Source organism: Streptomyces sp. NPDC059866 (assembly GCF_042731325.1).
Lineage (GTDB): Bacteria > Actinomycetota > Actinomycetes > Streptomycetales > Streptomycetaceae > Streptomyces > Streptomyces flavusporus.
Genome location: NZ_JBHWJT010000008.1, coordinates 1 through 26,535, shown reverse-complemented (window position 1 = coordinate 26,535; position 26,535 = coordinate 1). Strand labels below are relative to the sequence as shown.

At 71.5% G+C, this 26,535-nt stretch carries 20 protein-coding genes; 15 read left to right on the top strand and 5 right to left on the bottom strand.

What is annotated here, in order from left to right; translation table 11 throughout:
* Positions 1–13: 13 nt before the first annotated feature.
* Both ACFV7R_RS14060 and xseA read right to left on the bottom strand, forming a co-directional pair.
* A complete protein-coding gene (locus ACFV7R_RS14060; RefSeq protein WP_385263413.1) occupies positions 14–253 on the bottom strand; it encodes an exodeoxyribonuclease VII small subunit in 240 nt (79 codons plus the stop codon).
* The gene (gene xseA / locus ACFV7R_RS14055) at positions 250–1,482 is read right to left on the bottom strand and encodes an exodeoxyribonuclease VII large subunit (protein ID WP_385263411.1); all 1,233 of its coding nucleotides are present in this window, start codon (positions 1,480–1,482) and stop codon (positions 250–252) included. The genes ACFV7R_RS14060 and xseA overlap by 4 nt, the downstream gene beginning before the upstream one ends.
* Before the next feature lie 103 nt (positions 1,483–1,585).
* Here xseA and ACFV7R_RS14050 point away from each other — a divergent pair, with 103 nt between their 5' ends.
* Both ACFV7R_RS14050 and ppgK read left to right on the top strand, forming a co-directional pair.
* Positions 1,586–2,596 carry a 4-hydroxy-3-methylbut-2-enyl diphosphate reductase gene (locus tag ACFV7R_RS14050; protein ID WP_385263409.1) on the top strand — a complete coding sequence of 337 codons (1,011 nt, stop codon included), beginning with the start codon at positions 1,586–1,588 and terminating at the stop codon, positions 2,594–2,596.
* 29 nt (positions 2,597–2,625) lie between these two features.
* Positions 2,626–3,372: a polyphosphate--glucose phosphotransferase gene (gene ppgK / locus ACFV7R_RS14045; protein ID WP_385263407.1), complete on the top strand. Its 747-nt coding sequence runs from the start codon at positions 2,626–2,628 to the stop codon at positions 3,370–3,372.
* A gap of 4 nt (positions 3,373–3,376) precedes the next feature.
* On the opposite strand, the gene ACFV7R_RS14040 is transcribed toward ppgK, so the two are convergent.
* Positions 3,377–3,769 carry a DUF6542 domain-containing protein gene (locus ACFV7R_RS14040; RefSeq protein WP_385263406.1) on the bottom strand — a complete coding sequence of 131 codons (393 nt, stop codon included), beginning with the start codon at positions 3,767–3,769 and terminating at the stop codon, positions 3,377–3,379.
* Positions 3,770–4,355: 586 nt separating this feature from the next.
* On the opposite strand from ACFV7R_RS14040, the gene ychF reads away from it, so the two are divergent.
* The 6 genes from ychF (at position 4,356) to ACFV7R_RS14010 (ending at position 10,015) form a co-directional block, all read left to right on the top strand.
* Entirely contained in the window at positions 4,356–5,444 is a 1,089-nt protein-coding gene (ychF, locus tag ACFV7R_RS14035) for a redox-regulated ATPase YchF (RefSeq protein ID WP_385263404.1), read from the top strand.
* 468 nt (positions 5,445–5,912) lie between these two features.
* A complete protein-coding gene (locus tag ACFV7R_RS14030; protein ID WP_385263402.1) occupies positions 5,913–7,247 on the top strand; it encodes an ATP-binding protein in 1,335 nt (444 codons plus the stop codon).
* Positions 7,234–7,893, top strand: coding sequence for a flavin monoamine oxidase family protein (locus tag ACFV7R_RS14025; RefSeq protein WP_385263400.1), 660 nt, complete (start codon positions 7,234–7,236; stop codon positions 7,891–7,893). Before ACFV7R_RS14030 ends, ACFV7R_RS14025 begins: the two co-directional genes overlap by 14 nt.
* Positions 7,890–8,429: a DinB family protein gene (locus tag ACFV7R_RS14020; protein ID WP_385263398.1), complete on the top strand. Its 540-nt coding sequence runs from the start codon at positions 7,890–7,892 to the stop codon at positions 8,427–8,429. The genes ACFV7R_RS14025 and ACFV7R_RS14020 overlap by 4 nt, the downstream gene beginning before the upstream one ends.
* Before the next feature lie 30 nt (positions 8,430–8,459).
* Positions 8,460–9,728, top strand: coding sequence for an MFS transporter (locus tag ACFV7R_RS14015; RefSeq protein WP_385263396.1), 1,269 nt, complete (start codon positions 8,460–8,462; stop codon positions 9,726–9,728).
* Entirely contained in the window at positions 9,725–10,015 is a 291-nt protein-coding gene (locus ACFV7R_RS14010; RefSeq protein WP_385263394.1) for a sulfurtransferase TusA family protein, read from the top strand. The genes ACFV7R_RS14015 and ACFV7R_RS14010 overlap by 4 nt, the downstream gene beginning before the upstream one ends.
* A 6-nt stretch (positions 10,016–10,021) precedes the next feature.
* On the opposite strand, the gene ACFV7R_RS14005 is transcribed toward ACFV7R_RS14010, so the two are convergent.
* On the bottom strand, positions 10,022–11,311 hold the full coding sequence (locus ACFV7R_RS14005; RefSeq protein ID WP_385263393.1) for a cytochrome P450: 1,290 nt from the start codon (positions 11,309–11,311) through the stop codon (positions 10,022–10,024).
* A 151-nt stretch (positions 11,312–11,462) separates the two neighbouring features.
* On the opposite strand from ACFV7R_RS14005, the gene ACFV7R_RS14000 reads away from it, so the two are divergent.
* On the top strand, positions 11,463–12,695 hold the full coding sequence (locus ACFV7R_RS14000) for an FAD-dependent oxidoreductase (RefSeq protein ID WP_385263391.1): 1,233 nt from the start codon (positions 11,463–11,465) through the stop codon (positions 12,693–12,695).
* A gap of 20 nt (positions 12,696–12,715) precedes the next feature.
* Here the strand turns inward: ACFV7R_RS14000 and ACFV7R_RS13995 are convergent, their stop codons facing one another.
* Positions 12,716–13,339: a TetR family transcriptional regulator gene (locus ACFV7R_RS13995; protein WP_385263785.1), complete on the bottom strand. Its 624-nt coding sequence runs from the start codon at positions 13,337–13,339 to the stop codon at positions 12,716–12,718.
* 73 nt (positions 13,340–13,412) lie between these two features.
* Between ACFV7R_RS13995 and ACFV7R_RS13990 the strand changes: the two genes are divergently transcribed.
* The 6 genes from ACFV7R_RS13990 to ACFV7R_RS13965 form a co-directional block, all read left to right on the top strand.
* A complete protein-coding gene (locus ACFV7R_RS13990; protein ID WP_385263390.1) occupies positions 13,413–14,336 on the top strand; it encodes an oxidoreductase in 924 nt (307 codons plus the stop codon).
* Positions 14,333–15,121, top strand: a complete 789-nt coding sequence (locus tag ACFV7R_RS13985) for a thioesterase II family protein (protein WP_385263388.1) — start codon at positions 14,333–14,335, stop codon at positions 15,119–15,121. Before ACFV7R_RS13990 ends, ACFV7R_RS13985 begins: the two co-directional genes overlap by 4 nt.
* A 347-nt stretch (positions 15,122–15,468) precedes the next feature.
* Positions 15,469–16,458: a cytochrome P450 gene (locus tag ACFV7R_RS13980; protein ID WP_385263386.1), complete on the top strand. Its 990-nt coding sequence runs from the start codon at positions 15,469–15,471 to the stop codon at positions 16,456–16,458.
* Positions 16,455–16,676, top strand: a complete 222-nt coding sequence (locus ACFV7R_RS13975) for a ferredoxin (RefSeq protein WP_385263385.1) — start codon at positions 16,455–16,457, stop codon at positions 16,674–16,676. The genes ACFV7R_RS13980 and ACFV7R_RS13975 overlap by 4 nt, the downstream gene beginning before the upstream one ends.
* Positions 16,677–17,193: 517 nt before the next feature.
* Positions 17,194–17,724 carry a LuxR C-terminal-related transcriptional regulator gene (locus tag ACFV7R_RS13970; RefSeq protein ID WP_385263383.1) on the top strand — a complete coding sequence of 177 codons (531 nt, stop codon included), beginning with the start codon at positions 17,194–17,196 and terminating at the stop codon, positions 17,722–17,724.
* Positions 17,725–17,905: 181 nt separating this feature from the next.
* Positions 17,906–26,535, top strand: an 8,630-nt coding sequence (locus tag ACFV7R_RS13965) for a type I polyketide synthase (protein ID WP_385263381.1), incomplete at its 3' end; no start/stop codon positions are given.

The window sequence follows — 26,535 nt, the reverse complement described above, 5'->3', positions numbered from 1 at the left end:
ACCCAGCCCCCGGTTACCCGGCGTCGTCCCCGTTCTTCTCCTCGTGCGCCGTCTCCTCGGCCAGCGCCGCGTCCAGCCGGGCCCGCGCCCCCTCCAGCCACCGCCGGCACACCTTCGCCAGTTCCTCGCCCCGCTCCCACAGCGCGAGCGACTCCTCCAGCGTCGTGCCACCGGCCTCCAGCCGCCGTACGACCTCGATCAGTTCGTCGCGCGCCTGCTCGTACCCGAGCGCCTCATCCACCTTGCTGCTCATCCGCCCACCCTAGGACCTGACTCGACATCGACTCGTACGGCGAACTCGCCCTCGGCCACCCGGGCCCGCAGCCGCTCCTCGGCCGTCACCTCGTCCGGCGTGCGGACCACGTGCCCGTCGGCCTTCTGCAGCACCGCGTAGCCCCGCTTCAGCGTCGCCGCCGGAGAAAGGGCCACCACGCGCGCGTGCGTATGGGTCAGCTCCGACTCCGCGCGGTCGAGGTGATGCCCCAGACACCGCCGCCCGCGGTCGACCAGCGCCGTCACCTGGTCGGCCCGCTCGTCGATCATCCGGTGCGGATCCTCTATCGCCGGCCGTGCCAGCGCGTGCGCAAGCCCGCGCTCCTCCCGCTCCACGAACGCCTCGACACACCGCCGCGCACGGTCGCGGAGCAGCCGTACCCGCTCGAACTCCTCGCCCACGTCCGGTACGACCTTCTTCGCGGCGTCGGTGGGAGTGGAGGCGCGCAGATCGGCGACGTAGTCGAGGAGCGGGGTGTCGGGCTCGTGGCCGATGGCCGACACCACGGGCGTACGACAGGCGGCGACGGACCGGATCAGCTGCTCGTCGGAGAACGGCAGCAGATCCTCCACGCTGCCGCCGCCCCGGGCCACGATGATCACGTCGACGTCGTCGAGCTCGTCGAGCTCCTTCACCGCCTGCACGACCTGCGGCACCGCGTGCACGCCCTGCACGGCGACGTTGCGCACCTCGAAGCGGACCGCCGGCCAGCGGCGCCGGGCGTTCTCCAGCACGTCCCGCTCCGCGGCGGAGGCCCGGCCGCAGACCAGCCCGACGAGCTGCGGCAGAAACGGCAACGGCCGCTTGCGCTCCGCCGCGAACAGCCCCTCGGCCGCCAGCGTCTTCTTCAGCTGCTCGAGGCGCGCGAGCAGTTCGCCCACTCCCACGGGCCGTATCTCGGCGGCCCGCAACGACAACTGCCCCCGCGGTGCGTACCACTCCGGCTTCGCGAGGACGACGACCCGGGCGCCCTCGCTCACCACGTCGGCCACGGCGTCGAACACCTGCCGGTAACAGGTGACGCTCACCGAGATGTCGTGCGAGGGATCCCGCAGCGTCAGGAACACGACCCCCGCGCCCGGCCGCCGCGACAACTGCGTGATCTGTCCCTCGACCCACACCGCACCGAGCCGGTCGATCCACCCACCGATGAGCCGCGACACCTCACCGACAGGGAGCGGGGATTCGGGGGACGTGTTGACAGCCATGCCGCGAGCGTAATGGCCACCGCCGACATTCCGGCCCGTCCGGCGTTCGGCCGACGCGGAACGCGATCTTTGGCCCCCCGAGCGCGGCCTTACGATGGTGCCCATGACTGCTTCGCCTGGCCGCCGTGTCCTGCTCGCCGCCCCCCGTGGCTACTGCGCGGGTGTGGACCGCGCCGTGATCGCCGTCGAGAAAGCACTGGAGCAGTACGGGGCTCCGGTCTATGTCCGCCACGAGATCGTCCACAACAAGTACGTCGTACAGACCCTGGAGAAGAAGGGCGCCGTCTTCGTCGAGCGGACCGAGGAGGTCCCGCCGGGGAACATCGTCATGTTCTCCGCGCACGGCGTCGCCCCGACCGTCCACGAGGAGGCCAGGCAGGGCCGCCTCGCCACCATCGACGCGACCTGCCCGCTGGTCACCAAGGTCCACAAGGAAGCCGTCCGCTTCGCCAACGACGACTACGACATCCTCCTGATCGGCCACGAGGGCCACGAAGAGGTCATCGGCACCTCCGGCGAGGCCCCCGACCACATCCAGCTCGTCGACGGCCCCGGCGACGTCGCCAAGGTCGAGGTCCGCGACCCCTCCAAGGTCGTCTGGCTGTCCCAGACCACGCTCTCCGTCGACGAGACCATGGAGACCGTCGACGCACTGAAGGAGAAGTTCCCGCAACTGATCTCCCCGCCGAGCGACGACATCTGCTACGCCACGCAGAACCGCCAGCTCGCGGTGAAGCAGATGGGCGCCGAGGCCGACCTGGTCATCGTGGTCGGCTCCCGGAACTCCTCCAACTCCAAGCGGCTCGTCGAGGTCGCCAAGCTGGCCGGCGCCCGCGAGTCCTACCTCGTGGACTTCGCCGCCGAGATCGACGAGGCCTGGCTGGAGGGTGTGTCCACGGTCGGTGTCACCTCCGGTGCCTCCGTTCCCGAGGTCCTCGTCGAGGAGGTCCTCGAATGGCTCGCCCAGCGTGGCTTCGAGGACGTCGAGATCGTCAAGGCGGCCGAGGAGTCCATCACGTTCTCCCTGCCGAAGGAGCTGCGCCGTGATCTGCGCGAGGAGGCGGCCGCGCTGATCGCGGAGCGCACGAGGGCGGAGGACCCCGCAGGGGAGTGACCGTCAGTGGTCCGTCGTAACGTGGTGACATGCAGATCTTCGGCGTGGACATCGGCGGATCAGGGATCAAGGGCGCCCCTGTGGACCTCGACAGGGGCGACCTGGCGGACGAGCGGTTCAAGGTGCTGACCCCGCACCCGGCCACGCCCGATTCGGTGGCCGACGGGGTCAAGGAGGTCGTCGACCACTTCGGCTGGACCGGACCGGTCGGCGTCACGTTCCCGGGCGTCGTCACCGGCAACGCCACGATCCGCACGGCGGCGAACGTCGCCAAGAGCTGGATCGACACCGACGCGCGCGCGTTGCTCGGCGACCGCCTGGGCGGCGCCCCGGTGACGGTCGTGAACGACGCGGACGCGGCGGGCATCGCCGAGATGTCCTTCGGCGCCGGCCGCGACCGCAGGGGCACGGTCATCCTGCTGACCTTCGGCACCGGCATCGGCAGCGCCCTCTTCATCGACGGCGCCCTCGTCCCCAACACCGAGCTGGGCCACCTGGAACTGCACGGCCACGACGCCGAGAAGCGCGCCTCCAGCAAGGCCAAGGAGGACCACGACCTGTCGTGGGAGAGCTGGGCCCACCGCGTCCAGAGCTACCTCGCCCACGTCGAGATGCTCTTCTCACCCGAGCTGTTCATCATCGGCGGCGGCGTCAGCCGCAAGGCCGACAAGTTCCTGCGCTACATCGACGGCATCAAGGCCGAGATCGTCCCGGCGCAACTGCAGAACAACGCGGGCATCGTGGGGGCGGCGATGCGGGCGGCGAAGGAAGGGTAGGGCCTCACACGGGTGGGCGGCTGCGTGCGGCCCGGCGGCGCAGCATACGAATCCAGCGCACGGTCACCAGGGACCCCGCGACGAGCGTCCCGCCGTACAACCACCCCGCCTGAGTCGCCAGCGCGGTGAAGAGGCCCACGAACCGCCCGCTCACCCCGTCACCGCGCTCGGCGACCGGCACGAGCCCCACGGCGAACGCGATCGGCACCACGATGGGCACGGTCACCAGGTCGCCCCGCCGCACCCACACCGCCGTCAGCACGCACACCGGCAGAAACAGCACGCCGTACACCACCAGCGACGCCCCGAACAGCAGCTGATCCAGGCAGCCGAGCGCGAGCATCAGCGCCCCGCAGAACAATCCGACGCCCAGCCCGGTGAGCCGGGGGTTGGGCATCCGGCGTGCCACCCGGCCCCCCTGGGGAGCGGGCCGCCGTACGGCCACGGGCCGCTTCACCCCACCGGCCCGGCCCACGCCCGCGCCCCCGCGCGGTTGCGGCGAGCGGGGGCGGACCGGCCGGTCAGCCGGAGGGTTGCCTCGCTCGGGCCGCTGACCTCGTTCGGTCCGTTCGGTCCGTTCGGCCCGTCCAGTCCGCTCGGGCCGCGGGGACCGCGTCGACCGTACGGCGCCGCCGCCCGCGCCGCCCGCGCCGCCCGAACCGGCAGCACCGCGAGCCCCGCCGGCACCCGAAGGACCACCGCCGGCTCCGCCGCGCACCGCCTGCGGCGGCAGGGGCGGGGGCGTGGCGCGTCGCGGTCCGTGCTGCGGGGGTCGCGCCTTGTATTGCTCCACTGGACCAACTTAGGTCGGCTTATGTGCCGAATAGCCCGTCAGACACGCCGAGGCGCAGAGCTTGGCCAAGCGTTCGATACGTCGCCGGGGCGGCGCCGGGCACCCCGTAGACTGGTGGATCGGCCAGACGTCTCCTGGCCCCGGCCCCGGCCCACCACCCCTGGCCCTCTCACGTACGGGAAGTCGCAACGTGTCGCTCACGATCGGAATCGTCGGTCTGCCGAATGTCGGCAAGTCGACCCTGTTCAACGCCCTGACCAAGAACGACGTGCTGGCGGCCAACTACCCGTTCGCCACGATCGAGCCGAACGTCGGCGTGGTCGGCGTCCCCGACACCCGCCTGGCCAAGCTGGCGGAGATCTTCTCGTCGGAGCGGATCCTGCCGGCCACCGTCGACTTCGTCGACATCGCGGGCATCGTGCGCGGCGCCAGCGAGGGTGAGGGCCTCGGCAACAAGTTCCTGGCGAACATCCGCGAGTCCGACGCGATCTGCCAGGTCATCCGCGCGTTCAAGGACGAGAACGTCGTCCATGTCGACGGCAAGGTCTCGCCCAAGGACGACATCGAGACGATCAACACCGAGCTGATCCTGGCCGACCTGCAGACGATCGAGAAGGTCCTGCCGCGCCTGCAGAAGGAGTCGCGGATCAAGAAGGACGTGGCGCCGAAGGTCAAGGCGGTCGAGGAGGCCAAGGAGATCCTCGAAAAGGGCGACACCCTCTTCGCACACGGCATCGTCCAGGGCACCGAGCGCAACGAGCTCCTCCACGACCTGCACCTGCTCACCACCAAGCCCTTCCTCTACGTCTTCAACGTCGACGAGGACGAGCTGATGGACGACGCCTTCAAGGACGAGCAGCGGGCGCTGGTCGCCCCCGCCGAGGCGATCTTCCTCAACGCCAAGCTGGAGGCGGACCTCGCCGAGCTGGACGAGGACGAGGCCCTCGAACTCCTGGAGTCCGTCGGCCAGCACGAGCCCGGCCTCGCGACCCTGGCCCGCGTCGGCTTCAACACCCTCGGCCTGCAGACCTACCTCACGGCCGGCCCGAAGGAATCCCGCGCCTGGACCATCAAGAAGGGCGCCACCGCCCCGGAGGCCGCGGGTGTCATCCACACCGACTTCCAGAAGGGCTTCATCAAGGCGGAGGTCATCTCCTTCCAGGACCTGGTCGAAACGGGCTCGGTCACCGAGGCCCGCGCGAAGGGCAAGGCGCGGATGGAGGGCAAGGACTACGTGATGCAGGACGGGGACGTGGTGGAGTTCCGCTTCAACGTGTAGGCGCAATTCCATCACGTTGCTGCTGTCGAATATGCAGGTCAGAAGGGGCCCGGCTCGTTGGAGTCGGGCCCCTGGCTCTTTCCCGTGCCGGGATGGTGCTGGGATACCTGACGCGCCATCACCTCACGCCCCGGTCCTCACGCCTCCCTGGTCCGGGTTCGCGCCGACTCGTGTGTCTGTGCCGTCAGCGGGGCCGGCTCGCTTTCAGTGGCGACGGAGCGTGTTCGGCCACCGAAGGGTACGCGTCCGAGTTGCCGTGCGGTTCTCGGCCCCGGGCCTGAGCCGCGAGGGTGAGCTACGCTAAACGTAGATTCCATCTACGTAATATCGAAACTGCGTTTGCATTCCCGGTCGAGGTGGTGGGCTGTGAGCGGCTTCAAGGGCAGGGCGCTGGACCTGGAGCGGCTGGATCGCCAACTGGGTCGGGTGGCCCAGGGGACTGGGACCACGCGCGGTCAGGCTGTGATCATGACAGGGCGGCGGCGGGTGGGGAAGTCGCGGCTGGCCCAGGAGTTCTGTGATCGATCCGGGCTGCCCTACGTGGTCTTCCAGGCCACGCGAGGCCGTAACCCTGTGGCCGAGCGGGCTGATTTCATCGCCACGCTCGCGCAGTCGCCGCTGTCGGGGGCGGAGTTGGTGGCCGGGCTGCAGGCCGGCGACTGGAACCAGGCGCTGCGGTCCCTGGCCGTCGCGCTGCCCGACGACGCCCCGAGCATCGCGGTGATCGACGAGGTGCCGTGGTCGGTGGAGCAGGACCGGGAGTTCGAGGGCGCGCTGCAGACGGTCTGGGATCGCCACCTGTCCGCCAAGCCCGTGCTGCTGATCCTGGTCGGCAGCGATATCTCCGTGATGGAGGCATTGCAGTCCCATGGTCGTCCGTTCTTCGGACGGGCCACGAAGATGACCGTCGATCCGCTGCACCTCGGAGATGTGCAGGCCGCCACCGGGCTGGGCGCGGCAGAGGCGGTGGACGCCCTGCTGATCACCGGGGGGTTCCCGGAGATCGTCCAGTCCTGGCGGCCGGGGATGAGCCGTACCGACTTCCTGGCCGAGGCGGTGGCCAACCCGCTCTCGCCGCTGCTGGTGGCGGGCGAGCTGTCGCTGCTGGGCGAGTTCCCCGAGGCGTCCCACGCCCGGGCGGTGCTGGAGGCTGTGGGCGCCGGCGAGCGGACGTTCTCCACCATCGCGGCCCAGGCCGGCGGGGCCGGCGCACTGCCTTCCGGGGTGCTGACTCCGCTGCTGAACACGCTGCTGGGCAAGCGGGTGCTGGCCGCCGACCTCCCGCTGTCGGCCAAATCCGACCGCAAGAACAAGCGCTACCGCATCGCCGACCCCTATCTGCGCTTCTGGCTGGCCTTTCTGCAGCGCGGCCTGCCGCTGATCGAGCGAGGCCGGGGCGACCTGGCGCTGGAGCGCATCGAGCGGGGCTGGACCAGCTGGCGCGGACGGGCGGTGGAGCCGATCGTCCGCGAGTCGCTGCTGCGGCTGCTGCCCGACGAGGCGTGGCCGGACACCGAAGCGGTCGGCGGCTGGTGGAACCGGCAGAACAACCCCGAGATCGACCTGATCGGCGCCGACCGGGAACCGGTGGCCGGGCGGGTGCACTTCCTCGGCTCCATCAAGTGGCTGGAGGACCGGCCGTTCGACCGCCACGACTACGACGCACTGGTCCGCGACATGCTCGCCGTGCCGGGCGCGGGAACGGACACCCCTCTCGTCGCGGTCTCACGCAGTGGCGTCGCCGACCGCCTGCCGCTCGTGGCGCACTGGGGTCCGGAGGACCTCGTACGTGCCTGGCGGTGACCGGTCGGCGCACCTCGTCCTGGCCGTCCCCCCGGCCCTGGCCCTGGAGCGCATCGACTTCCGCGACGCGCTCCCCGCCGACCTCGTGGACCTGGCCAGGTCCACCCCGGTCTGGAGGGGGGCCGTCGCCAAGGTCGTCGCCCAGTACCCCTCCGCCTTCTGGCGGAAGGAGGGGCTGGCCGGTGCGGCGTTCAGCAGAACCGGCCCGCTGCAGGAGCTGCACGACATGTCGGGGCCCGACGGGCGACCCGCCGCGCTGTTCGGCTTCGCTCCGGCCCAGGTCGTCGGCCCCGGCTTCGAGCAAGCGGTGATCGCCCAGCTGGTACGGCTCTTCGGCCCTGCCGCCGCCGGGCCCGAGACGCTGCAGATGCAGGACTGGAGCAGCGAGCGGTGGACCGCTCCGCCTGCCGTGCACCGTCTGGCCGACTACTCTCTGTTCGGTCACCCCCTCTACCAGCGGCCCGCACTGGGTGGCAGGCTGCACTGGGCTTCGACCGAGACGGCCGCCCGGTACGCCGGGCACATCGAGGGTGCTCTCGCCACCGGCGAGCGAGCGGCGCACGCCGTCCTGTCCGTGTCCCGTGCCCGTACGGCCGCCCCGCTCCGTGAACCGGCGTCCCTGAACACAGGTGAGACGAACTCATGAACCAGAAAAACCGGATTGAGGCACTGTTGCGCGAGTACGACCGCGCTCGTGCCTACACCGACGCCCTGTGGAAGGACCTCACCCCGGACGAGGTGACCTGGCGACCGCACGAGAACTCCAGCGCCATCGGCTGGCACCTGGGCCACCAGGCCCACGTCGCGCACTTCATGATCCGCAACCTCACCGCGGCCGAACCCAGTCCGGACCCGGAGCTGGACGCCCTGATGGATTCGGCGAATCCCGAGCGCTTCCGCGGAGCCCTGCCCACGATCCGACGACTCACCGACTTCCGCACCACCGTCGCCGAACGCGTGCACGCACGCATGGGCGACATCGCCGCCGGCCGGGTCGGTGCCCCCACCCAACTCACCATCGTCGCCACCCACTTGCTCGCCGCGCTCATCAACCACGAGTACCAGCACGACCAGTGGATCAGCGAAGTCCGCGCGGGCGACCTCGGCCACGCACTCCCGGCCGATCCCGACGGTGAGCACGTACGCCGTATCGACGGCTACCTCGTCGTCGATGTTCTGTAGTCGGGTCCTGAGAGGGAAAGAGAACTGTCCGTGACAAGCACCGCCTCAGCCACCACCGCCGGTATGTCCCCCAGGCCCGAGGCGCAGCGCCGCGTCCTCGCCGTCCTGGTCAGCAGCCAGATTCTGAGCGGGGCGGGGCTTGCGGCCGGCATCACCGTCGGTGCCCTGCTCGCGCAGGACATGCTGGACTCCACCGACCTGGCGGGCCTGCCCAGTGCGCTGTTCACCGCCGGCTCGGCCCTCGCCGCTGTCGCGGTGGGCCGTATCTCCCAAGCCCGGGGCCGTCGGCCGGGCCTGGCAGCGGGATATCTGACCGGCGCCGTCGGCAGCGCGGGCGTCATCGCCGCCGCTGTCGCCGACAACCCCGTGCTGCTCTTCATCGCCCTGTTCGTCTACGGCGCAGGGACGGCCACCAACCTCCAGGCCCGGTACGCCGGAGCCGACCTCGCCGCGCCCGCCCACCGCGCCCGCGCCGTGTCCACCGTCCTGGTCGCCACCACCCTCGGCGGCGTCGTGGGCCCCAACCTCGCCGCCCCCACCGGACGCCTCGCCGACGCCCTCGGCATCCCCACCCTGGCCGGGCCGTTCCTGCTCTCCGGCGCCGCCTACGCCCTGGCCGCCCTCGTTCTCGCCGTCTGGCTGCGCCCCGACCCCCTGTTGCTCGCCCGCAGCCTCGACCTCCAGCAGCGGACGGAAGCCGCCGCGGCGAAGACCGCAGGCGACACCGAACCGGACCCGGCACCCACCCGCGGTCCGGGGCTGATACCGGGCGCACTGACGATGATCCTCACCCAGCTCGTCATGGTCGCGATCATGACGATGACCCCCGTGCACATGCACGACCACGGCCACGGCATCGCCGCCTCCGGCCTCGTCATCGCCATCCACGTCGGCGCCATGTACCTGCCCTCACCGTTGACCGGCTGGCTCGTCGACCGCTACGGCCCCACCGCGATCGCCGCCGCCTCCGGCCTCACCCTCCTCGCCGCCGGAATCATGGCCGCTGCGGCGCCCGCGGACTCCATCGCCCTGCTCGCCCTGGCACTCGCCCTGCTGGGGCTGGGCTGGAACCTCGGCCTCGTCTCCGGCACCGCGATGATCACCGACGCCGTGCCCCTCGCCACCCGTGCCAAGACCCAGGGCCTGGTCGACGTCTCCATCGCCATCGCCGGCGCCACCGGTGGCATCTCTTCCGGCCTCGTCGTCTCTGCCGCCGGCTACCCCGTTCTCGCCCTCAGCGGCGGTGTCCTCGCCCTCGCCGTCCTTCCCGCCATCGCTGCCACCGCGAGCAGCCGGTGACCCCGCCCGCCGAAGCCGACCTCGCCGTCGACGGCACCGGCCTGCTCTGCGTCACCCTCCTGCTGCGCCTGTGCCAGGCCATCGACGGGGCAGCACCGGGCACCGTCGTCCACGTCATCGCCACCGACCCCGCCGCACCGCTCGACCTGCCCGCCTGGTGCCACATGACCGGACACCAGTACCTCGGGCCCGTCTCCGGTACCGATCAGGCGGTGTATGCACTGCGGGTCGCCGCCGACGCGCACACCCCCCGCCCCGACGCGCCATGGCAGCTGGCCGAACCCTGAGGTCCGTCACCGGCCGAGCGCCGGGCCAAGGTGTTTCGGGCGGTCCCTGTCCTTGGAGCGGTCCTGGGACGGACGTCCGGCGGCCGGAGTGAACGTGACGGGCAGGTGCTCGGGGCCGCGGAGGCCGCCGGGCCGCCAGCGGAGTTCGCCGGGCGGTACGGCGAGGGCGAGGCCGGGCAGGCGGCGCAGGGCGGTGCCGATGGCGACCTGGCCCTCCAGCCGGGCCAGCGGCGCCCCGAGGCAGTAGTGCAGGCCGTGGCCGAAGGCGAGGTGGGCGTTGTCCCGTCGGGTGATGTCCAGGCGGTCGGGGTCGGGGAACCGTGCCGGATCGCGGTCGGCGATGGCGGAGGCGATCAGCACGGTCGCGCCCCGCGGGACGGTCACGCCCCCGATGGTGACGTCCTCGCGCGCGAACCGGGCGATGCCGGGGTTGACCGGTCCGTCGTAGCGGAGGAACTCCTCGATGGCGTCCGGCAGCAGCGCCGGATCGTCGCGCAGCATCCGGAGCTGGTCGGGGTGGGCCAGCAGTGCGGCGATGCCGCCGCCGATCAGGTTGACCGTGGTGATGTAGCCGGCCACCAGCAGCAGGAACGCCATCGCGATGAGCTCGTCCTCGTCGAGGCGCTGCTCTTCGTCCCGGGCGGTGATCAGTGCGCTGAGCAGGTCCTCCTGCGGCCGGGCTCGTTTGGCTGCCAGGAGGCCGGTCAGGTACGAGCGCATGTGCTGCCATGCCTCGTTCACCACGGCCGGGTCCGGCGGCTCCGTTCCGCGCAGGATCATGTCGTCGGTCCACCGCTGGAAGTCGTGCCGGTCCGCCGTGGGCACGCCGAGCAGTTCGCTGATCACGGTGACCGGGAGCGGCAGCGCGAAGTCATCGACGAGGTCGGCGGCGCCGGCCGGAGCGATCGCGTCGAGCAGCCGGTCGGTGATCTCCTGGACGCGGGGCCGCAGCTCGGCCACCTTGCGGGCGGTGAACGCCCTGGAGACCAGGCGGCGCAGACGGGTGTGCTCGGGCGGGTCGGCGCGGAGCATGGTGCGCAACATGGACTCGCGCTCCGTAGCGGGCAGCTGCTGCAGCAGCCGGGGGTCCGACGCTTCGTGGACGTCGCTGCTCAGCCGGGGGTCGGACAGGGCGGCGAGGCCGTCCTCGTACCGCGTGACCAGCCAGGCCTCCAGGCCGCCGGCGATGACCGCGCGCCGCACGGGGCCGTCCTCCCGCAGCTGCCGGTACAACGGAAAGGGATCCGCCAGGAAGGCCGGGTCGGCGTAGGGCAGAAGGACCGGCTGCCGATTCATGGCGGCCTCCCGGAGCGTCGAGGACATCTACGGAGAAATTACGGCACTTTGGGATTATATGATCCGGTCTGGTCGGCTTCAGGAACGGCCCGGGCGGCTTCGGGAATCCCCGACAGGGCGGCACGTGATGGACCCGACAGGGAGGCGCGTGATGGAGCGGACGACGTGCTGTGTGGTGGGCGGCGGCCCCGCCGGAATGGTCCTCGGCCTGCTGCTGGCCCGGGCCGGCGTGGCGGTCACCGTCCTGGAGAAGCACGGTGACTTCCTGCGCGACTTCCGCGGCGACACCGTGCATCCGTCCACCCTGGCGCTGCTGGAGGAGCTGGGTCTGGCCGAGCGGTTCGCCGAACTGCCGCAGCGGCGGGTGACGACGGTCCGGCTGCCGCTCGGCCGGGACCGTTCGCTGGTCACCGTCGGAGACATCGGCGCGCTGCGCGGCACGTACAACTACATCGCCATGGTGCCTCAGTGGGACCTGCTCAACCTCCTGGCGGACGAGGCCCGGCGGGAGCCGTCCTTCTCCGTGCGGATGAGCACCGAAGCGACCTCCTTCCTGGTGGAGCGCGGGCGCGTCACCGGGGTGCGGTACCGCACGTCCGACGGCGGTACCGGTGAGCTGCGGGCCACCCTCACGGTCGCCTGCGACGGCCGGGACTCGCTGGCCCGGTCACGGCCCGAACTGGGACTGCGGAGGTTCGACTGCCCGATGGACGCCTGGTGGTTCCGGCTGCCGCGGCGGGAGGGCGACCCGTACGGGCTCGTGGGAGGCGTCGGCGACCGGTTTCTCACCGCCATGATCGACCGCGGGGACTACTGGCAGTGCGCCGCGCTGATCCCCAAGGGAACCGACGCCCGCCGCCGCGCCGCCGGGCTCGACCGGTTCATGGCCGATTTCACGGTCGCCGTCCCGTGGCTCGGGGACCGCGCGCAGGCGGTGCGGTCGTGGGACGAGGTGAAGCTGCTCGACGTACGGCTCGACCGCCTCCGCCGCTGGCACCGCCCCGGGCTGCTGTGCATCGGCGACGCGGCGCACGCGATGTCGCCGGTCTTCGGCATCGGCATCAACCTCGCCGTCGAGGACGCCGTGGCCGCCGCCCGGTATCTCGTCGAGCCGCTGCGCGCGGGCGCGGTGGGCCTGCGGGACGTACGCGCCGTCCAGCGCCGCCGGTGGCCGACCGCGGCCCTGACGCAGGCGCTGCAGCGGACGGCCCACGCCCGGGTCATCGAACCGCTGCTGGCGGGACGCTCCCCCTTCGGCAACCCCAGGCGGGCGCAGCGGATGACCGAGCTGATCACCACCTCGCGGTGGCTGAACCGGGTGCCTGCCTACTTCCTGGCCTACGGCGCCGTACGAGAGCGTCCGCCGGCCGCGTCGGTGCGGTGAGCGCTGAAGCGGAGCGTGCCTTACGCCTGCGCGGCTCTGTCCAGCGCGGGGGCGATGATGGCGAAGGCCCGGTCGGACAGGGCCGCGGGGTCCTCGGCGCCGTCGCTGCCGCTCCAGCGTTGCAGGACGGTGTCGAAGGCGGTCAGGGCCATTCCGGCGGCCAGTTGGGGGTAGAGGTCGGTGGCGCGGTCGAGGCCGAGGCGGTGCGCCAGTTCCGTCGCCAGTTCGTCGCGCCAGTGGGCCTGGCGTTCCAGGAAGCGGGCGTGCAGGGCGGGGGTGCCCAGGATCAGCTGGACCACACGCAGGGCGCGGTCCGAGTGGCCGGCGCAGGCCGCGACGGAGACCGAGACGGAGTGCCGCAGGGCCACGGACGGCGGCTCCCCGGCCGGGCGGCCCGCCAGCTCGGTGCGGATGCCGGCGCCCATTTCGGCCAGGAACTGGACGACCACGTCCTCCTTGGACGCGAAGTACCGGAAGAACGTCCGCTTGGACACTCCGGCGGCGGCCGCGATCTCGTCGATGGTGACCCCGTCGAACCCCTTCAGGGCCAGCAGCTGCAGCGCCGCTTCGGTCAGCTCGTTGGAGACCAGCTCACGTTTGCGCTGGGCCAGGCTCACTTCGGGGCGGGTGCTCACCCCAACCATCGTACACGCCATGCCGCGAATGGCACCCAGGCGCGCCTTGACACCAAGTGCCATGCAGGGCAACGTGTGGCGCATGACCAAGCAGCAGCGCTGGACCGTCGATCACATCCCGGACCAGACCAAGCGGGTGTTCGTCGTCACCGGAGCCAACAGCGGCCTCGGCCTGGCGACCACGCGGGCGCTCGCCCGCAGGGGCGGGCATGTGATCCTCGCGGTGCGTGACGAGGCGAAGGGGCAGCGGGCGGCTCAGGAGATCACCGCCCGGCAGCCGGGCGCGAGCCTGGAGGTGCGCCGCGTCGACCTGGCCGACCTCGACTCGGTACGGGCCTTTGCCGACCAGGTGCGCTTCGACCACGCGCGGCTGGACGTCCTGGTCAACAACGCCGGTCTGATGGCGCCGCCCCGCTCCCTGAACCGGCAGGGCCAGGAGCTGCAGTTCGCCGCCAACCACCTCGGCCACTTCGCGCTCACCGGCCTGCTGCTCGATCTGCTGTCCGTCGGCACCGACCCCCGGGTGGTCTCGGTGACGTCGACCAACCACCGGCAGGCGACGATCTTCTTCGACGATCTCACCGGCGAGCGCAAGTACTCGCCCATGGGCCACTACAACCAGTCGAAGCTCGCCAACGCCGTCTTCGGCTGGACCCTCCACCAGCGGCTGACCGCCGCCGGCAGCCCGGTGCGCAGTGTGCTCGCCCACCCCGGCTACACCTCCACCAACCTGCAGACGAGCTCGCCGACCGGCATGGTGAAGCTGCTCTTCGGCACCCTCCTCTCGCCGCTCGCCCAGTCCCCGGACCAGGGAGCGCTGCCGCAGCTGTACGCGGCCACCGAACCGACGGTGGCGGGCGGCGAGTTGATCGGGCCGGACGGCATGGGCGAGCTGCGCGGTGCACCGAAGCGGGTCCAGCTGGCGCCCCGCGCGACCGACGCCGAGACCGGCCGCCGGCTGTGGGAGCTCTCGGAGCAGCTGACCGACGTCCGGTTCGCGCTGTGACGGTGAACCGGGCCGACACGGGCCGCTGGATCCGCCGCTACCACCCGGCTCCGGACGCGCCGGTGCGGCTGCTGTGCCTGCCGCACGCCGGCGGCTCCGCGTCGTACTACTTCCCCTTCTCCCAGGGCCTTTCGCCCGCCGTCGACGTGCTGTGCGTCCAGTACCCGGGCCGTCAGGACCGCCGTGACGAGCCGTTGATCGACTCCATACCCGTCCTCGCCGACGCGTTGGCCGACGAGGTGCTGGTGTGGGCCGACCGGCCGCTGGCGTTCTTCGGGCACAGCATGGGGGCGACGGTCGCCTTCGAACTCGCCCTGCGGCTCGAGCGGTTGGGGGCCGGGCCGCTCGCGGTGTTCGTCTCCGGTCGGCGCGCGCCCTCCCGGCACCGCGACAGCGGCATTCATCTGCTCGACGACCGGGGCATGCTCGCCGAGCTGCGGGCGCTCAGCGGTACCGACGCCCGGGTGTTCGACGACGAGGAGCTGCTGCGGATGGTGCTGCCGGCCATCCGCAGCGACTACCGCGCGGCCGAGACCTACCGCCACGTCCCCGGTCCCCGGCTCGCGGCGCCCGTGCGTGCGCACACGGGCACCGACGACCCGAGGGCGACGCTCGACGAGGTGCGCGCCTGGGGTGAGCACACGGAGGGCGGCTTCGAGCTGCGGACTTATCCGGGCGGCCATTTTTATCTGAACGATCAGATTCCGCTTTTGCTCGCCGCGGTCTCCGAGCAGATCTCGGAGTTGCTCCCGGTACAAGTCCAGCCAGGTGTGCATACCAGATAAATGGCCAAGAGTAGGCCTTGTCAGGACTTGTGTGACCTGTGTCACTATGGAACGTTTGTCCGGTGCCCGCTTGTTAGTCTGAAGCCCTCTTTGCAATGCCGATTTTCGCGAGGTGTTGAGTGGGCAGTCCAAATGTCGCAGATCTTCCGGCATTCCCATTTATTGGCCCCGACTCGAATCCGTTCATCCCCGTCCGCGATTCCGATCTGGAACGCCTGGACGGGCCGCTGGGGAAGGTGCGACTTCCGTTCGGAGGTTGGGCCTGGTTAGTCACCCGGCACGAAGACGTACGCCAGTTGCTGCGGCACCCGGGTTTCAGCTCCGATCAGTACCGTCCCGGCTTTCCGGTGCTGAACCCGATCCCGCAGAAGCAGGAGGACGCTTCGGGCCTCTTCATCTTCATGGACGGCGAGGCGCACAGTCGCTTCCGGCGGATGCTGACCGCCGAGTTCATGATCAAGAACATTCGGCGGATCGAACCGCTGATCGAGGAGACGGTGGTCGACGCGCTGGAGAAGATGCGCGCCCTGGGACCGCCCGCGGACCTGATGGCGGAGTTCGCCCTGCCGGTCCCTTCCATGACGATCTGTCACCTGCTGGGCGTCCCGTACGCCGACCATGACTTCTTCCAGCTCCACAGCCGCGCGATCATGGACCGGGAGTCCGGACCCGCGGAGGTCGAGGCCGCCCTCGGCGCCCTCGGTGGCTTCCTCGCCGAGCTGATCAAGGCCAAGCGCACCTCGCCCGGCGAGGACCTGCTGAGCCGGCTGGTCGCCGAGCGCGTCATACCCGGCGAGCTCCGCGAGGACGAGCTGCTGAGCATGGCGATGCTGCTGCTCGTCGCCGGTCACGAGACCACCGCCAACATGATCGGGCTCTCCGCCCTCGCCCTGCTGGAGTTCCCCGAGCACCTGGATGCGCTGCGCGCCGACCCGAGCCTCGCGCCGGGCCTGGTGGAGGAGCTCCTGCGGTACGTGACCGTCGTCCGCACAGGCCTGCCCCGGCTGGCGCTGGAGGACGCCGAGATCGGCGGCCGGCTGATCCGTGAGGGCGAGGGCGCCGTGGCGATGCTGTCGCTGGCCAACCGGGACGGTTCGGTCTTCAAGGACCCCGAGCTGTTCGACCCGCAGCGCAAGGAGGCGCACCGGCACATGGCGTTCGGCTTCGGCCTGCACCAGTGCATAGGCCAGCCGCTGGCCCGCGCCGAACTGCGGGTGGCGCTCGTCGAACTCGCCCGCCGCTTCCCCGGCCTGCGCGCCGAGACGACCCTGGCGGACGTCCCGAAACGGCACATGGCCGTGACGTTCGGGCTGGGCGAGCTGCCGGTGACCTGGTGAGCGCGCGGGTCACGGTGGATCGGGACCTCTGCTGCGGCTCCGGCAACTGCGTGGTGACCGCGCCCGAGGTGTTCGATCAGGACGATACGGAGGGTCTGGTGACGCTGCGGATCACGCAGCCGCCCGCAGACCTTCAGGAGTCGGTCGAGCTGGCTGTCCAGCTGTGCCCGGTGGGCGCGATCGACATGACGCGTCAGCCCGTAGGAGAAAAGGGCTGACGATGCAGTGCACGGGGGTTGGTGCACGACGTCTCGTCGTGTATCTCGACGTGTCCGGCTGCCCGCTGCCCGCCGAGCGTCTCTCGGCGGGCGGCCGGTCCGGACCGGTATCTGCCACAGGCAGACCATGGCTGGTTCCACGGAATCCACAGGGTCTACGGGATCCATGGGATCCGCGGGATTCGCGGGATTCGCGGGATTTCCGCACGCGCCATCTCTATCCATACGCGCCTGGCGCCCCGACCTCTGTCGTGACCGCCGGGTAGTCCGAGCCGACCGACCCCTCGTGCGCCGAAAAGGCCCAGGAACTGTGAGTCGGTATGCATTCCGCTGCCGCGTCTCCAGCGTCGGAGGCGAATTCCTGGCGAATGCGTTCCTCACCCCTATGTGAATTTCACGTAACAGGAGAGCGGACAAGTTGGATAGTGGTACCCACGCACGCGTTGTTATATGCAACCGACACCCTTACGCCCGGCTGGGCATTCGTGGAGCGCTGAAACGGGATCCGGCACTCGCCGTGGTCGGTGAGGCGGGAAACGTCGACGAGCTGGTCTCCGTGGCGGACGCGCAGAGGCCGGACGTCGTGGTCCTCGAAGCACAGGCCCAGCACCTGGACGACCTGACCCATGTCGACGCCGCCATGGTGGTCGTCGTGGGAGACGCGGAGGCCGCCGCCGAGTGGATCCGCTTCACCCAGGCGAACGTCCGCGGCCTCGTCCACGCCGACGATCCCGAGGAGGAACTCGTCGAGGCGGTCCGCCGTGCCTCGGACGACTCCGACTACGTCTCCGCCGGCCTCAGCGGCGAGCTGTTACGGCTCGTCCGCGCCACGCTGCCGCGACCGCTGCGGGCCGTACGGACCCACACCCCGCTGACCTCACGCGAGGCCGAAGTCCTCCAACTGGTGCGACGGGGAATGGCCAACAAGGAGATCGCCCGCAGGCTGGGCCTCAGCGAGAAGACCATCAAGTTCCACGTGTCCAACGTGCTGGCGAAGGCACACATGGCGTCCCGGGCACAGCTCATCGCGTCCGGCGCCTCGATCTGAACGGCACTGACCGGGACTGACCGGCAGGGGGCGGACGTACCACCACACGTCCGCCCCCACCCTGGCCGAAAGTCCTGGTTTCAGCGGGCGTTCCTGCACCGAAGCCCTGCCGCCGACCCCCATCCTCTGGCCGAAGTCCCGCCACCCGGCGCAAACAGATACTCCAGATATGAAGCCATCCATGTCTGGTGACCACACCGCCGACGGCGTCGACAGCACCGCGATCGCCGTGATCGGGGCCTCCTGCCGGGTGCCTTCGGCGTCGAATCCGGACGAGTTCTGGCGCCTGCTGTCCGAGGGGACCGACGCCGTCTCACCGTGGCCGTCGCAGCGCGGCCCCGGGCGCCGGTCCTGGCATGGTGGCTTCCTGGACAAGGTCGACGAGTTCGACGCCGCGTTCTTCGGCGTGGAGCCCGACGAGGCGGCCGCCATGGATCCGCAGCAGCGGCTCGCCCTGGAGCTGGCCTGGGAGGCGATGGAGGACGCGGGCGTCCGCGCCGACCGGCTCCGCGGCTCCCGTACGGGCGTGTTCGTGGGCGTCTCGTCCGACGACTACGCCACCCTCGCCGCACAAGGGGACCGCCCCGGCGGCGAGTTGCACGACTTCACCGGACGGCACCGCGCCATCATCGCCAACCGGGTCTCCTGGACGCTGGGGCTGCACGGCCCCAGCCTCGCCGTCGACGCGGCCCAGGCGTCCTCGCTGGTCGCCGTCCACCTGGCCTGCGAAAGCATCCGGCGCGGCGAGGCGGACCTCGCCTTCGCCGGCGGTGTCAACCTGATCCTCTCCCCGGACAGCATGGTGACGACGGCCGGACTCGGTGCGCTGTCCGTGCGCGGACGGTGCGCCCTGTTCGACGAGAGCGCCGACGGGTTCGTACGCGGGGAGGGCGGGGGCGTCGTCCTGCTCAAGCCGCTCGCGCAGGCCGTCGCCGACGGTGACCCCGTCTACTGCGTCATCCGGGGCAGCGCCGTCAACAACGACGGCGGCGGCGACCGGCTCACCGACCCGGACGTGCAGGGCCAGCAGGACGTCCTGCGCCGCGCCTACGCCGACGCCGGGATCCGCCCCGAGACCGTCCAGTACGTCGAACTGCACGGCACCGGCACGCCGGTGGGCGATCCGGTCGAGGCCGCCGCCGTGTCCGCCGTCCTCGGCCGGGGCGACGCCGGGCGGGCGCCGCTGCACGTGGGCTCGGTCAAGACCAACATCGGCCACCTCGAGGCCGCCGCCGGCATCGCGGGCCTGCTCAAGGCGGCGCTCGCCCTGCGCCACCGCCGGCTGCCGCCGAGCCTGCACTTCCGCACCCCCAACCCGGCGATCCCGCTCACCGAGCTGAACCTCAGGGTGCAGACCGAACTCGACAGCTGGCCCGACCCCGAGGCACCCCTGATCGCCGGCGTCAGCTCGTTCGGCGTCGGCGGCACCAACTGCCATGTCGTCCTGACGGAAGGGCCGTACACCGGACACCCCGGCGGTCCCGCGACCGAGGCCGCCGACGTGGCGCCCGCCGCGGCCCCGCGTCCGCTGCCCTGGGTGTTGTCCGCCCGCTCCGGCCGGGCCCTGGACGGCCAGGCCACCCGCCTGCTCACCCACCTGGAGCGGCACCAGGACGCCGAAGCCCCCGACATCGCACGGTCGTTGGCGGTCAGCAGGACGACGTTCGAACACCGCGCCGTCGTCCTCGGCGCCGGGCGCTCCGAGCTCGTCGCGGGCCTGGAACGCCTCCACGACGAGGCCGTCACCGGGGTCGCCGCCCCGACCGGCAGGACCGCCTTCCTGTTCGCCGGCGGCGGCGCCCACCGCGTCGGCATGGGGCGCGAACTGTACGACACGTACCCGGTCTTCGCCGCGGCCCTCGACGAGGTGCTCGACCACTTCGACCCCGAACTCGGCCTGCGTAACGTGCTGTTCGGCCGACGTGACGACGCCGCCACGGCACTCGACGGCATGCGGTACATGCAGCCCGCCCTGTTCGCCTTCCAGGTCGCCCTGTACCGCCTGGTCACCTCGTGGGGCGTCGTTCCGGACCTGCTCGTCGGCCACTCGTTCGGCGAGATCGTGGCCGCCCACGTCTCCGGCTCCCTCTCCCTCGCCGACGCCGCCGCCCTCGCCGCCGCCCGCGGGGAACTGATGGAGGCGCTCCCGCCCGGCGGCGCCATGATCGCCGTCGAGGCGACCGAACAGGAGGCGCTCACCGCCCTCGACGGCGTCGACGACGTCTCGATCGGCGTGATCAACGGATCGCGGGCGATCGTGCTCTCCGGCGCCGAGGAGCCGGTCACCCGGATCGCCGACGCCTTCCGCGCCGACGGCCGCCGCACCACCCGCCTGCGAGTCCAGAACGCCGCCCACTCGCCGCTGACCGCGCCCATGCTCGACGAGTTCGCCCGCCGTATCCACGGGCTGTCCGTGGCCACACCCGACATCCCGATCGTCTCCACCGTCACCGGCCGGACCGGCACCGACATGACGCAGGAGTACTGGATCGAGCACGTCGGCGCCACCGTCCGCTTCCACGACGCGATCGAGGCGTGCCGCGCGCAGGGCGTGACCCGGTTCGTCGAACTCGGCCCCGACAGCGTGCTGACCCCGCTGGTCCAGCCGGCCGACAGCGACCTCGCCGTCGCGCTCCAGCACCGCGACCGCCCCGAGCCGCAGGCGCTGCTCACCGGCCTGGCCGAGGCCTGGGTCGCCGGCGTGCCCGTGGACTGGCCCGCGGTCATCGGCGAGGCCCGGACCGTCGGCCTGCCCACCTACGCCTTCCAGCGCGAGCGCTACTGGCTCGACGAACGCCCGGCCGCGGCCACGCCCGAACAGCACCTCAGCTCCGCCACGCTCGCCCTGCGCGAACGCCTGCGCACGCAGCCGGAGGGTTTCCTGGCCCGCTGGCTGGCCGAGCACCTGGCGGAGGCGACCGGCGTCACCGGCTTCGACCCCGGCTCCACCTTCCGCGACCTGGGCCTCGACTCGGCCCTGTCCGTACGGCTGCGAGGCCGGCTCGTCTCGGCCACCGGCCTGCGCCTGCCCACCAGCGTCCTCTTCGACCATCCCACGCCGAACGCACTCGCGGCGTATCTGCACGACCAGATCCTCGGCGTCCTCGACGACACACCCGAGACCGGGACCGAGACCGCCGTCACCCCGGCGACCGCGGACGACGACCCGATCGTGATCGTCGGCATGGCCTGCCACCTGCCCGGCGGGATCGACTCCCCGCAGGAGCTGTGGCAGGCGGTCGCCGAAGGCCTCGACGCCACCTCCGACTTCCCGGCCGACCGCGGCTGGGACCTCGCGAGCCTCTACGACCCCGACCCGGACCACCCCGGCACGACATACGCCCGCCGGGGCGGCTTCCTGCCCGGCGCCGGCGACTTCGACGCCGACTTCTTCGGGATCAGCCCGCGTGAGGCCGCCGCCATGGACCCGCAGCAGCGGCTGCTGCTGGAGACGTCCTGGGAAGCCCTGGAACGGGCCGGCATCAACCCCGACAGCCTGCGCGGCAGCGGAACCGGCGTGTTCGTCGGCGCCATGAACATGGAGTACGGCCCCCGCCTGCACGCCCCCGTCGACGGTACCGAGGGCTTCCGTCTGACCGGCAACACGACCAGCGTGGCCTCCGGCCGCATCTCCTACCTGCTGGGGCTGGAAGGCCCGGCGATGACGGTGGACACGGCGTGCTCGTCGTCGTTGGTGGCGTTGCATCTGGCCGTCCAGGCGCTGCGCAACGGCGAGTGCTCGCTCGCGCTGGCCGGCGGCGTGACCGTACTGTCCACGCCGGGCATGTTCGTCGAGTTCTCCCGCCAGCGCGGACTCGCCCCCGACGGCCGCTGCAAGCCGTTCTCCGACGAGGCCGACGGGACCGGCTGGGCCGAGGGCGTCGGCATCCTCGTCGTGGAGCGGTTGTCGGACGCCGAGCGACACGGTCATCCGGTGCTGGCGGTCGTGCGGGGTTCGGCGGTGAACCAGGACGGCGGCAGCAACGGCCTGACCGCGCCGAACGGTCCTTCCCAGCAGCGGGTGATCCGGGCCGCGCTGGCCAGTGCGCGGTTGTCGGGTGCCGAGGTGGACGTGGTGGAGGCGCACGGTACGGGGACGACGCTCGGCGACCCGATCGAGGCGCAGGCGCTGCTGGCGACATACGGCCAACACCGGCCGGAGGACCGGCCGTTGTGGTTGGGCAGTGTGAAGTCGAACCTCGGGCATACGCAGGCGGCTGCTGGTGTCGCCGGTGTCATCAAGATGGTGCAGGCGATGCGGCACGGTGTGCTGCCGCGTTCCCTGCATGCCGAGGTGCCCTCCCGTCACGTCGACTGGACCGCCGGCCAGGTCCGGCTGCTGACGTCCGAGGAGGAGTGGCCCGAGCTGGACCGGCCGCGCCGGTCGGCGGTGTCGTCGTTCGGGATCAGCGGGACGAACGCGCACGTGATCCTGGAGGCGCCGCCGGTTCGGGAGGAGCCGGCCGAAGCGGTGGTCGGTGGGGGTGTGGTGCCGTGGGTGGTGTCGGCGCGGAGTGCGGCGGCGTTGGCGGAGCAGGCGGGGCGGTTGCTGGCTCGGGTTGCCGCTGATGCCGGGCTGGCGCCGCGGGATGTCGCCTGGTCGCTGGCGGGGCGGGCTGCGTTGGAGCACCGGGCGGTGGTGCTCGGCGGTGACGTTGCTGAGCTGGCAGCCGGGCTGGGGGAGTTGGCGGCCGGCCGTGACGCTTCGGGCGTGGTCTGCGGGCGGGCTGGTTCCGGTGGTGTGGTGTTTGTGTTCCCGGGTCAGGGCTCGCAGTGGGTGGGCATGGCGCGGGAGCTGCTGGAGTTCTCGCCGGTGTTCGCGGCCCGGATGGCGGAGTGTGCGGCCGCGCTCGAGCCGCATATCGACGGCTGGTCTCTCCTGGACGTGGTGCGGGAGGGCGGTGAAGAGGATCTCCAGCGGGTCGATGTCATCCAGCCGGTGCTGTTTGCGGTGATGGTGTCGCTGGCCGAGGTGTGGCGGTCGGTGGGGGTGCGGCCGTCTGCGGTGGTGGGGCATTCGCAGGGGGAGATCGCTGCGGCGTGTGTCGCGGGTGGCCTGTCGCTGGAGGACGCGGCCCGGGTGGTGGCGTTGCGGAGTCGGGCGATTGTGCGGCTGGCGGGGCGGGGCGGGATGGTGTCGGTGCTGGCTCCGCCGGCGCGGGTCACCGGCCGGCTCACCGACGGCCTGCAGGTGGCCGTGGTCAACGGTCCTGAGCAGGTGGTGGTCTCCGGCGCGCCGGAGGAACTGGACGCGTTCGTGGCCTCGTGCGAGGCCGACGGTGTCCAGGTCCGTCGTATCGCGGTGGATTACGCCTCCCACTCCCCGCAGGTGGAGGACCTGCGCGAGGAGCTGCTGGACGTCCTGTCCGGCATCGCGCCCAAATCCGGCCAGGTCCCGTTGTTCTCCACGGTGTCGGGTGAGGTGATCGACACCGCGGCGATGGATGCGGAGTACTGGTTCACCAACCTCCGCGAGACCGTCCGCTTCGACGCGGCCGTGGACGCGTTGCTGGGATCCGGGCATCGGGTCTTCATCGAGGCCAGTCCGCATCCGGTGCTGGTTGGGGCGGTGACCCAGGCTGCGGAGAGCGGCGGGGTGACCGGCGTGACCGCGGTCGGGACGTTGCGGCGGGGTGAGGGTGGTCAGGCGCGGCTGTTGCAGAGTGCGGCCGAGGTGTTCGTCGCCGGTGTCGAGGTCGACTGGTCGCCTTGGACGCAGGGCGGGCGGCTGGTGGATCTGCCGACGTATGCCTTCCAGCGGCGGCGTCACTGGTTGCAGGCGGGGCGGTCGGTCGTGGATGCGGCCGGGCTCGGACTGAACTCCGCTGATCATCCGCTGCTCGGCGCGGCCGTCCGGCTGGCGTCCCAGGACGGGCTGGTGCTCACCGGTCAGCTGTCGCTGCACACGCATGCATGGCTCGCCGACCATGCTGTCTTCGGCACGGTCATCCTGCCCGGCACCGGGTTCGTCGAGCTGGCGTTGCATGCCGGTGGCGAGGTCGGTTGCGGTGTGATGGAGGAGCTGACGCTGGAGCGGCCGCTGGTGCTGTCGGAGGACGCGCAGGTGGCGGTGCAGGTGTCGGTGGGGGCGCCGGACGCCTCCGGTCGTCGGTCGGTTGCTGTGCATTCGCGGGCGCAGGACGCCGAGGCCGAGTGGGTCCGGCATGCCATGGGTGTGGTGGCGGCCGGTTCGATGGCGTCGGGGGAGCGGCTGGACGGAGTGTGGCCGCCGGCCGGTGGGCAGCCGGTGGACGTCTCCGAGGCGTACGAGCGTCTGGCCGGCCTGGGGTACGGCTACGGGCCGGTGTTCCAGGGCCTGGGTGCCGTATGGCGGGTGGGCGAGGAGCTGTTCGCCGAGGTCCAACTGCCCGCTGAGGCAGACACGTTCGGGATCCATCCCGCGTTGCTCGATGCCGCGCTCCATCCGCTGCTGTCCGGTGACGTGCGGGTGCCGTTCTCCTGGAACGGTGTGCGGCTGCATTCGGTGGGTGCCTCGGTGCTGCGGGTGCGGTTGTCGCCGCGTACCGATGGGGCGGTGCGGGTCGCCGCGTTCGACGGTGCGGGGCTGCCCGTCGTCACGGTCGATGAGCTGCGGTTGCAGCCGATGGCGCCGGAGCAGTTGGGGGCGACGGTTGCTGATCCGTTGTTCGAGGTGCGGTGGGTTGAGATACCGGCCCCGGGCGGTTCGTCGGGTGTCCCGGCGGACGTCGTCGTCGCGTCGGTGGAGCCGGGCGGGGACGTGCGTACGCGGGTCGGTGAGGCGCTCGCGCTCGTGCAGGGTTTCGTCGGGGACGCCGAGTCGGCCGAGTCACGGCTGGTGGTCGTCACCCGGGGCGGAGTGGCCGGGACGCCTGATCCGGCGACGGCGGCCGTGTGGGGTCTGCTGCGTTCCGCGCAGGCCGAGCACCCCGGGCGTCTCGTGATCGTCGACGTGGCGGAGGGGGACGACGCCCAGGCGGCGGCAGCTCTCGCCGTCGCGTCGGATGAGCCCCAACTTGCCTTGACTGAGGGGCGGTTGTACGTGCCGCGGCTGGCTACGGTCGCCGTGGACGCGGACGCGCTGCCGGAGTGGAATCCGGACGGCACGGTGCTGATCACCGGGGCCGGCGGTGCGCTGGGCCGACTGGTGGCCCGGCATCTGGTGGCCGAGTACGGCGTACGGCATCTGCTGCTGGTCAGCCGCCGGGGTGGGGCCGGTTCGGAGGATCTGGTCGCCGAGTTGCGGGCGGCGGGGGCGTCGGTGACGTTCGCCGCTTGTGATGTGGCCGACCGGGAGTCGCTGGCCGGGGTGCTGGCGGGGGTTCCGATGGAGCATCCGCTGACGGCTGTCATCCACGCGGCGGGTGTGCTCGACGACGGTGTGGTGACGGCGTTGACGCCGGAGCGGGTCGACACGGTGATGCGGCCGAAGGCCGACGGGGCGCGGCTGCTGGACGAGCTGACCCGGGGTGCGGATCTGGCGGCGTTCGTGCTGTTCTCCTCCGCGGCCGGGGTGATCGGGACGGCCGGGCAGGGCAACTACGCCGCGGCCAATGCCTGGCTGGATGCGCTGGCCGGTGCGCGCCGGGCCGAGGGGCTGGCGGCCACGTCGATGGCGTGGGGACTGTGGGCCGGCGAGAGTTCGATGACGGCGCATCTGGACGACACGGACCTGGCGCGGTTGTCGCGCAGTGGGCTGGCACCGATGTCACCCGCCCAGGGCCTGGCGTTGCTCGATGCAGCGCTGGCCGCCGACCGGGCAACCGTCGTCCCGGCCCGTTTCGACCTGCCGGCCCTGCGGAACCGCGCTGCGCAGGACAACCTCCCGGCAGTCTTCACGTCCCTGGTGCGGGTGCCGGCACGACGAGCGGTGGCGCCCAGCGCCGAGGAGGCCTCGTCCTGGGTTGCCCGGATGGCCGCCCTGGAGGAGACCGAGCGGGAGTCTGCGCTGCTGGACCTCGTCGGTATGCAGATCTCGTTGGTGCTGGGGCATGGAGATGCTGCTTCGGTGGAGCCGTCCCGTGCCTTCCGGGACATGGGCTTCGACTCGCTGACCGGTCTGGAGCTGCGTCAGCGTCTGCAGTCCGCGACCGGACTCAGGCTGCCGTCGACGCTGGTCTTCGACTACCCCACTCTCACCGCACTCGTCGGCTACCTGGCCGAGCAGATCGACGGCACGGCCACCGGTCCGACGACCCCGGTGCCACTGGCGACGGTCACGGACGACGACCCGATCGTGATCGTCGGCATGGCCTGCCGTATGCCCGATGGCATCGAGTCGCCGCAGCAGCTGTGGCAGGCGGTCGCCGACGGTGTGGACGCGACCTCCGACTTCCCGGCCGACCGCGGCTGGGACCTCGCGAGCCTCTACGACCCCGATCCGACCCACCTCGGCACGACATACGCCCGTCGGGGCGGCTTCCTGACCGGGGCCGGTGACTTCGACGCCGACTTCTTCGGGATCAGCCCGCGTGAGGCTGCGGCGATGGACCCGCAGCAGCGGCTGCTGCTGGAGACGTCCTGGGAGGCTCTGGAGCGGGCGGGTATCGACCCGACCTCGCTGCGCGGCAGCAGGACGGGCGTGTTCGCCGGCCTGATGTACCACGACTACGGCTCCTGGCTCCCGGAGGCCACCGAAGGCATCGAAGGCCTGATGATCACCGGCAACAGCGGTGGTGTGGCCTCGGGCCGGATCTCGTATCTGCTGGGGTTGGAAGGCCCGGCGATGACGGTGGACACGGCGTGCTCGTCGTCGTTGGTGGCATTGCATCTGGCGGCGCAGGCGCTGCGGAACGGGGAGTGCACGCTCGCGCTGGCCGGTGGTGTGACGGT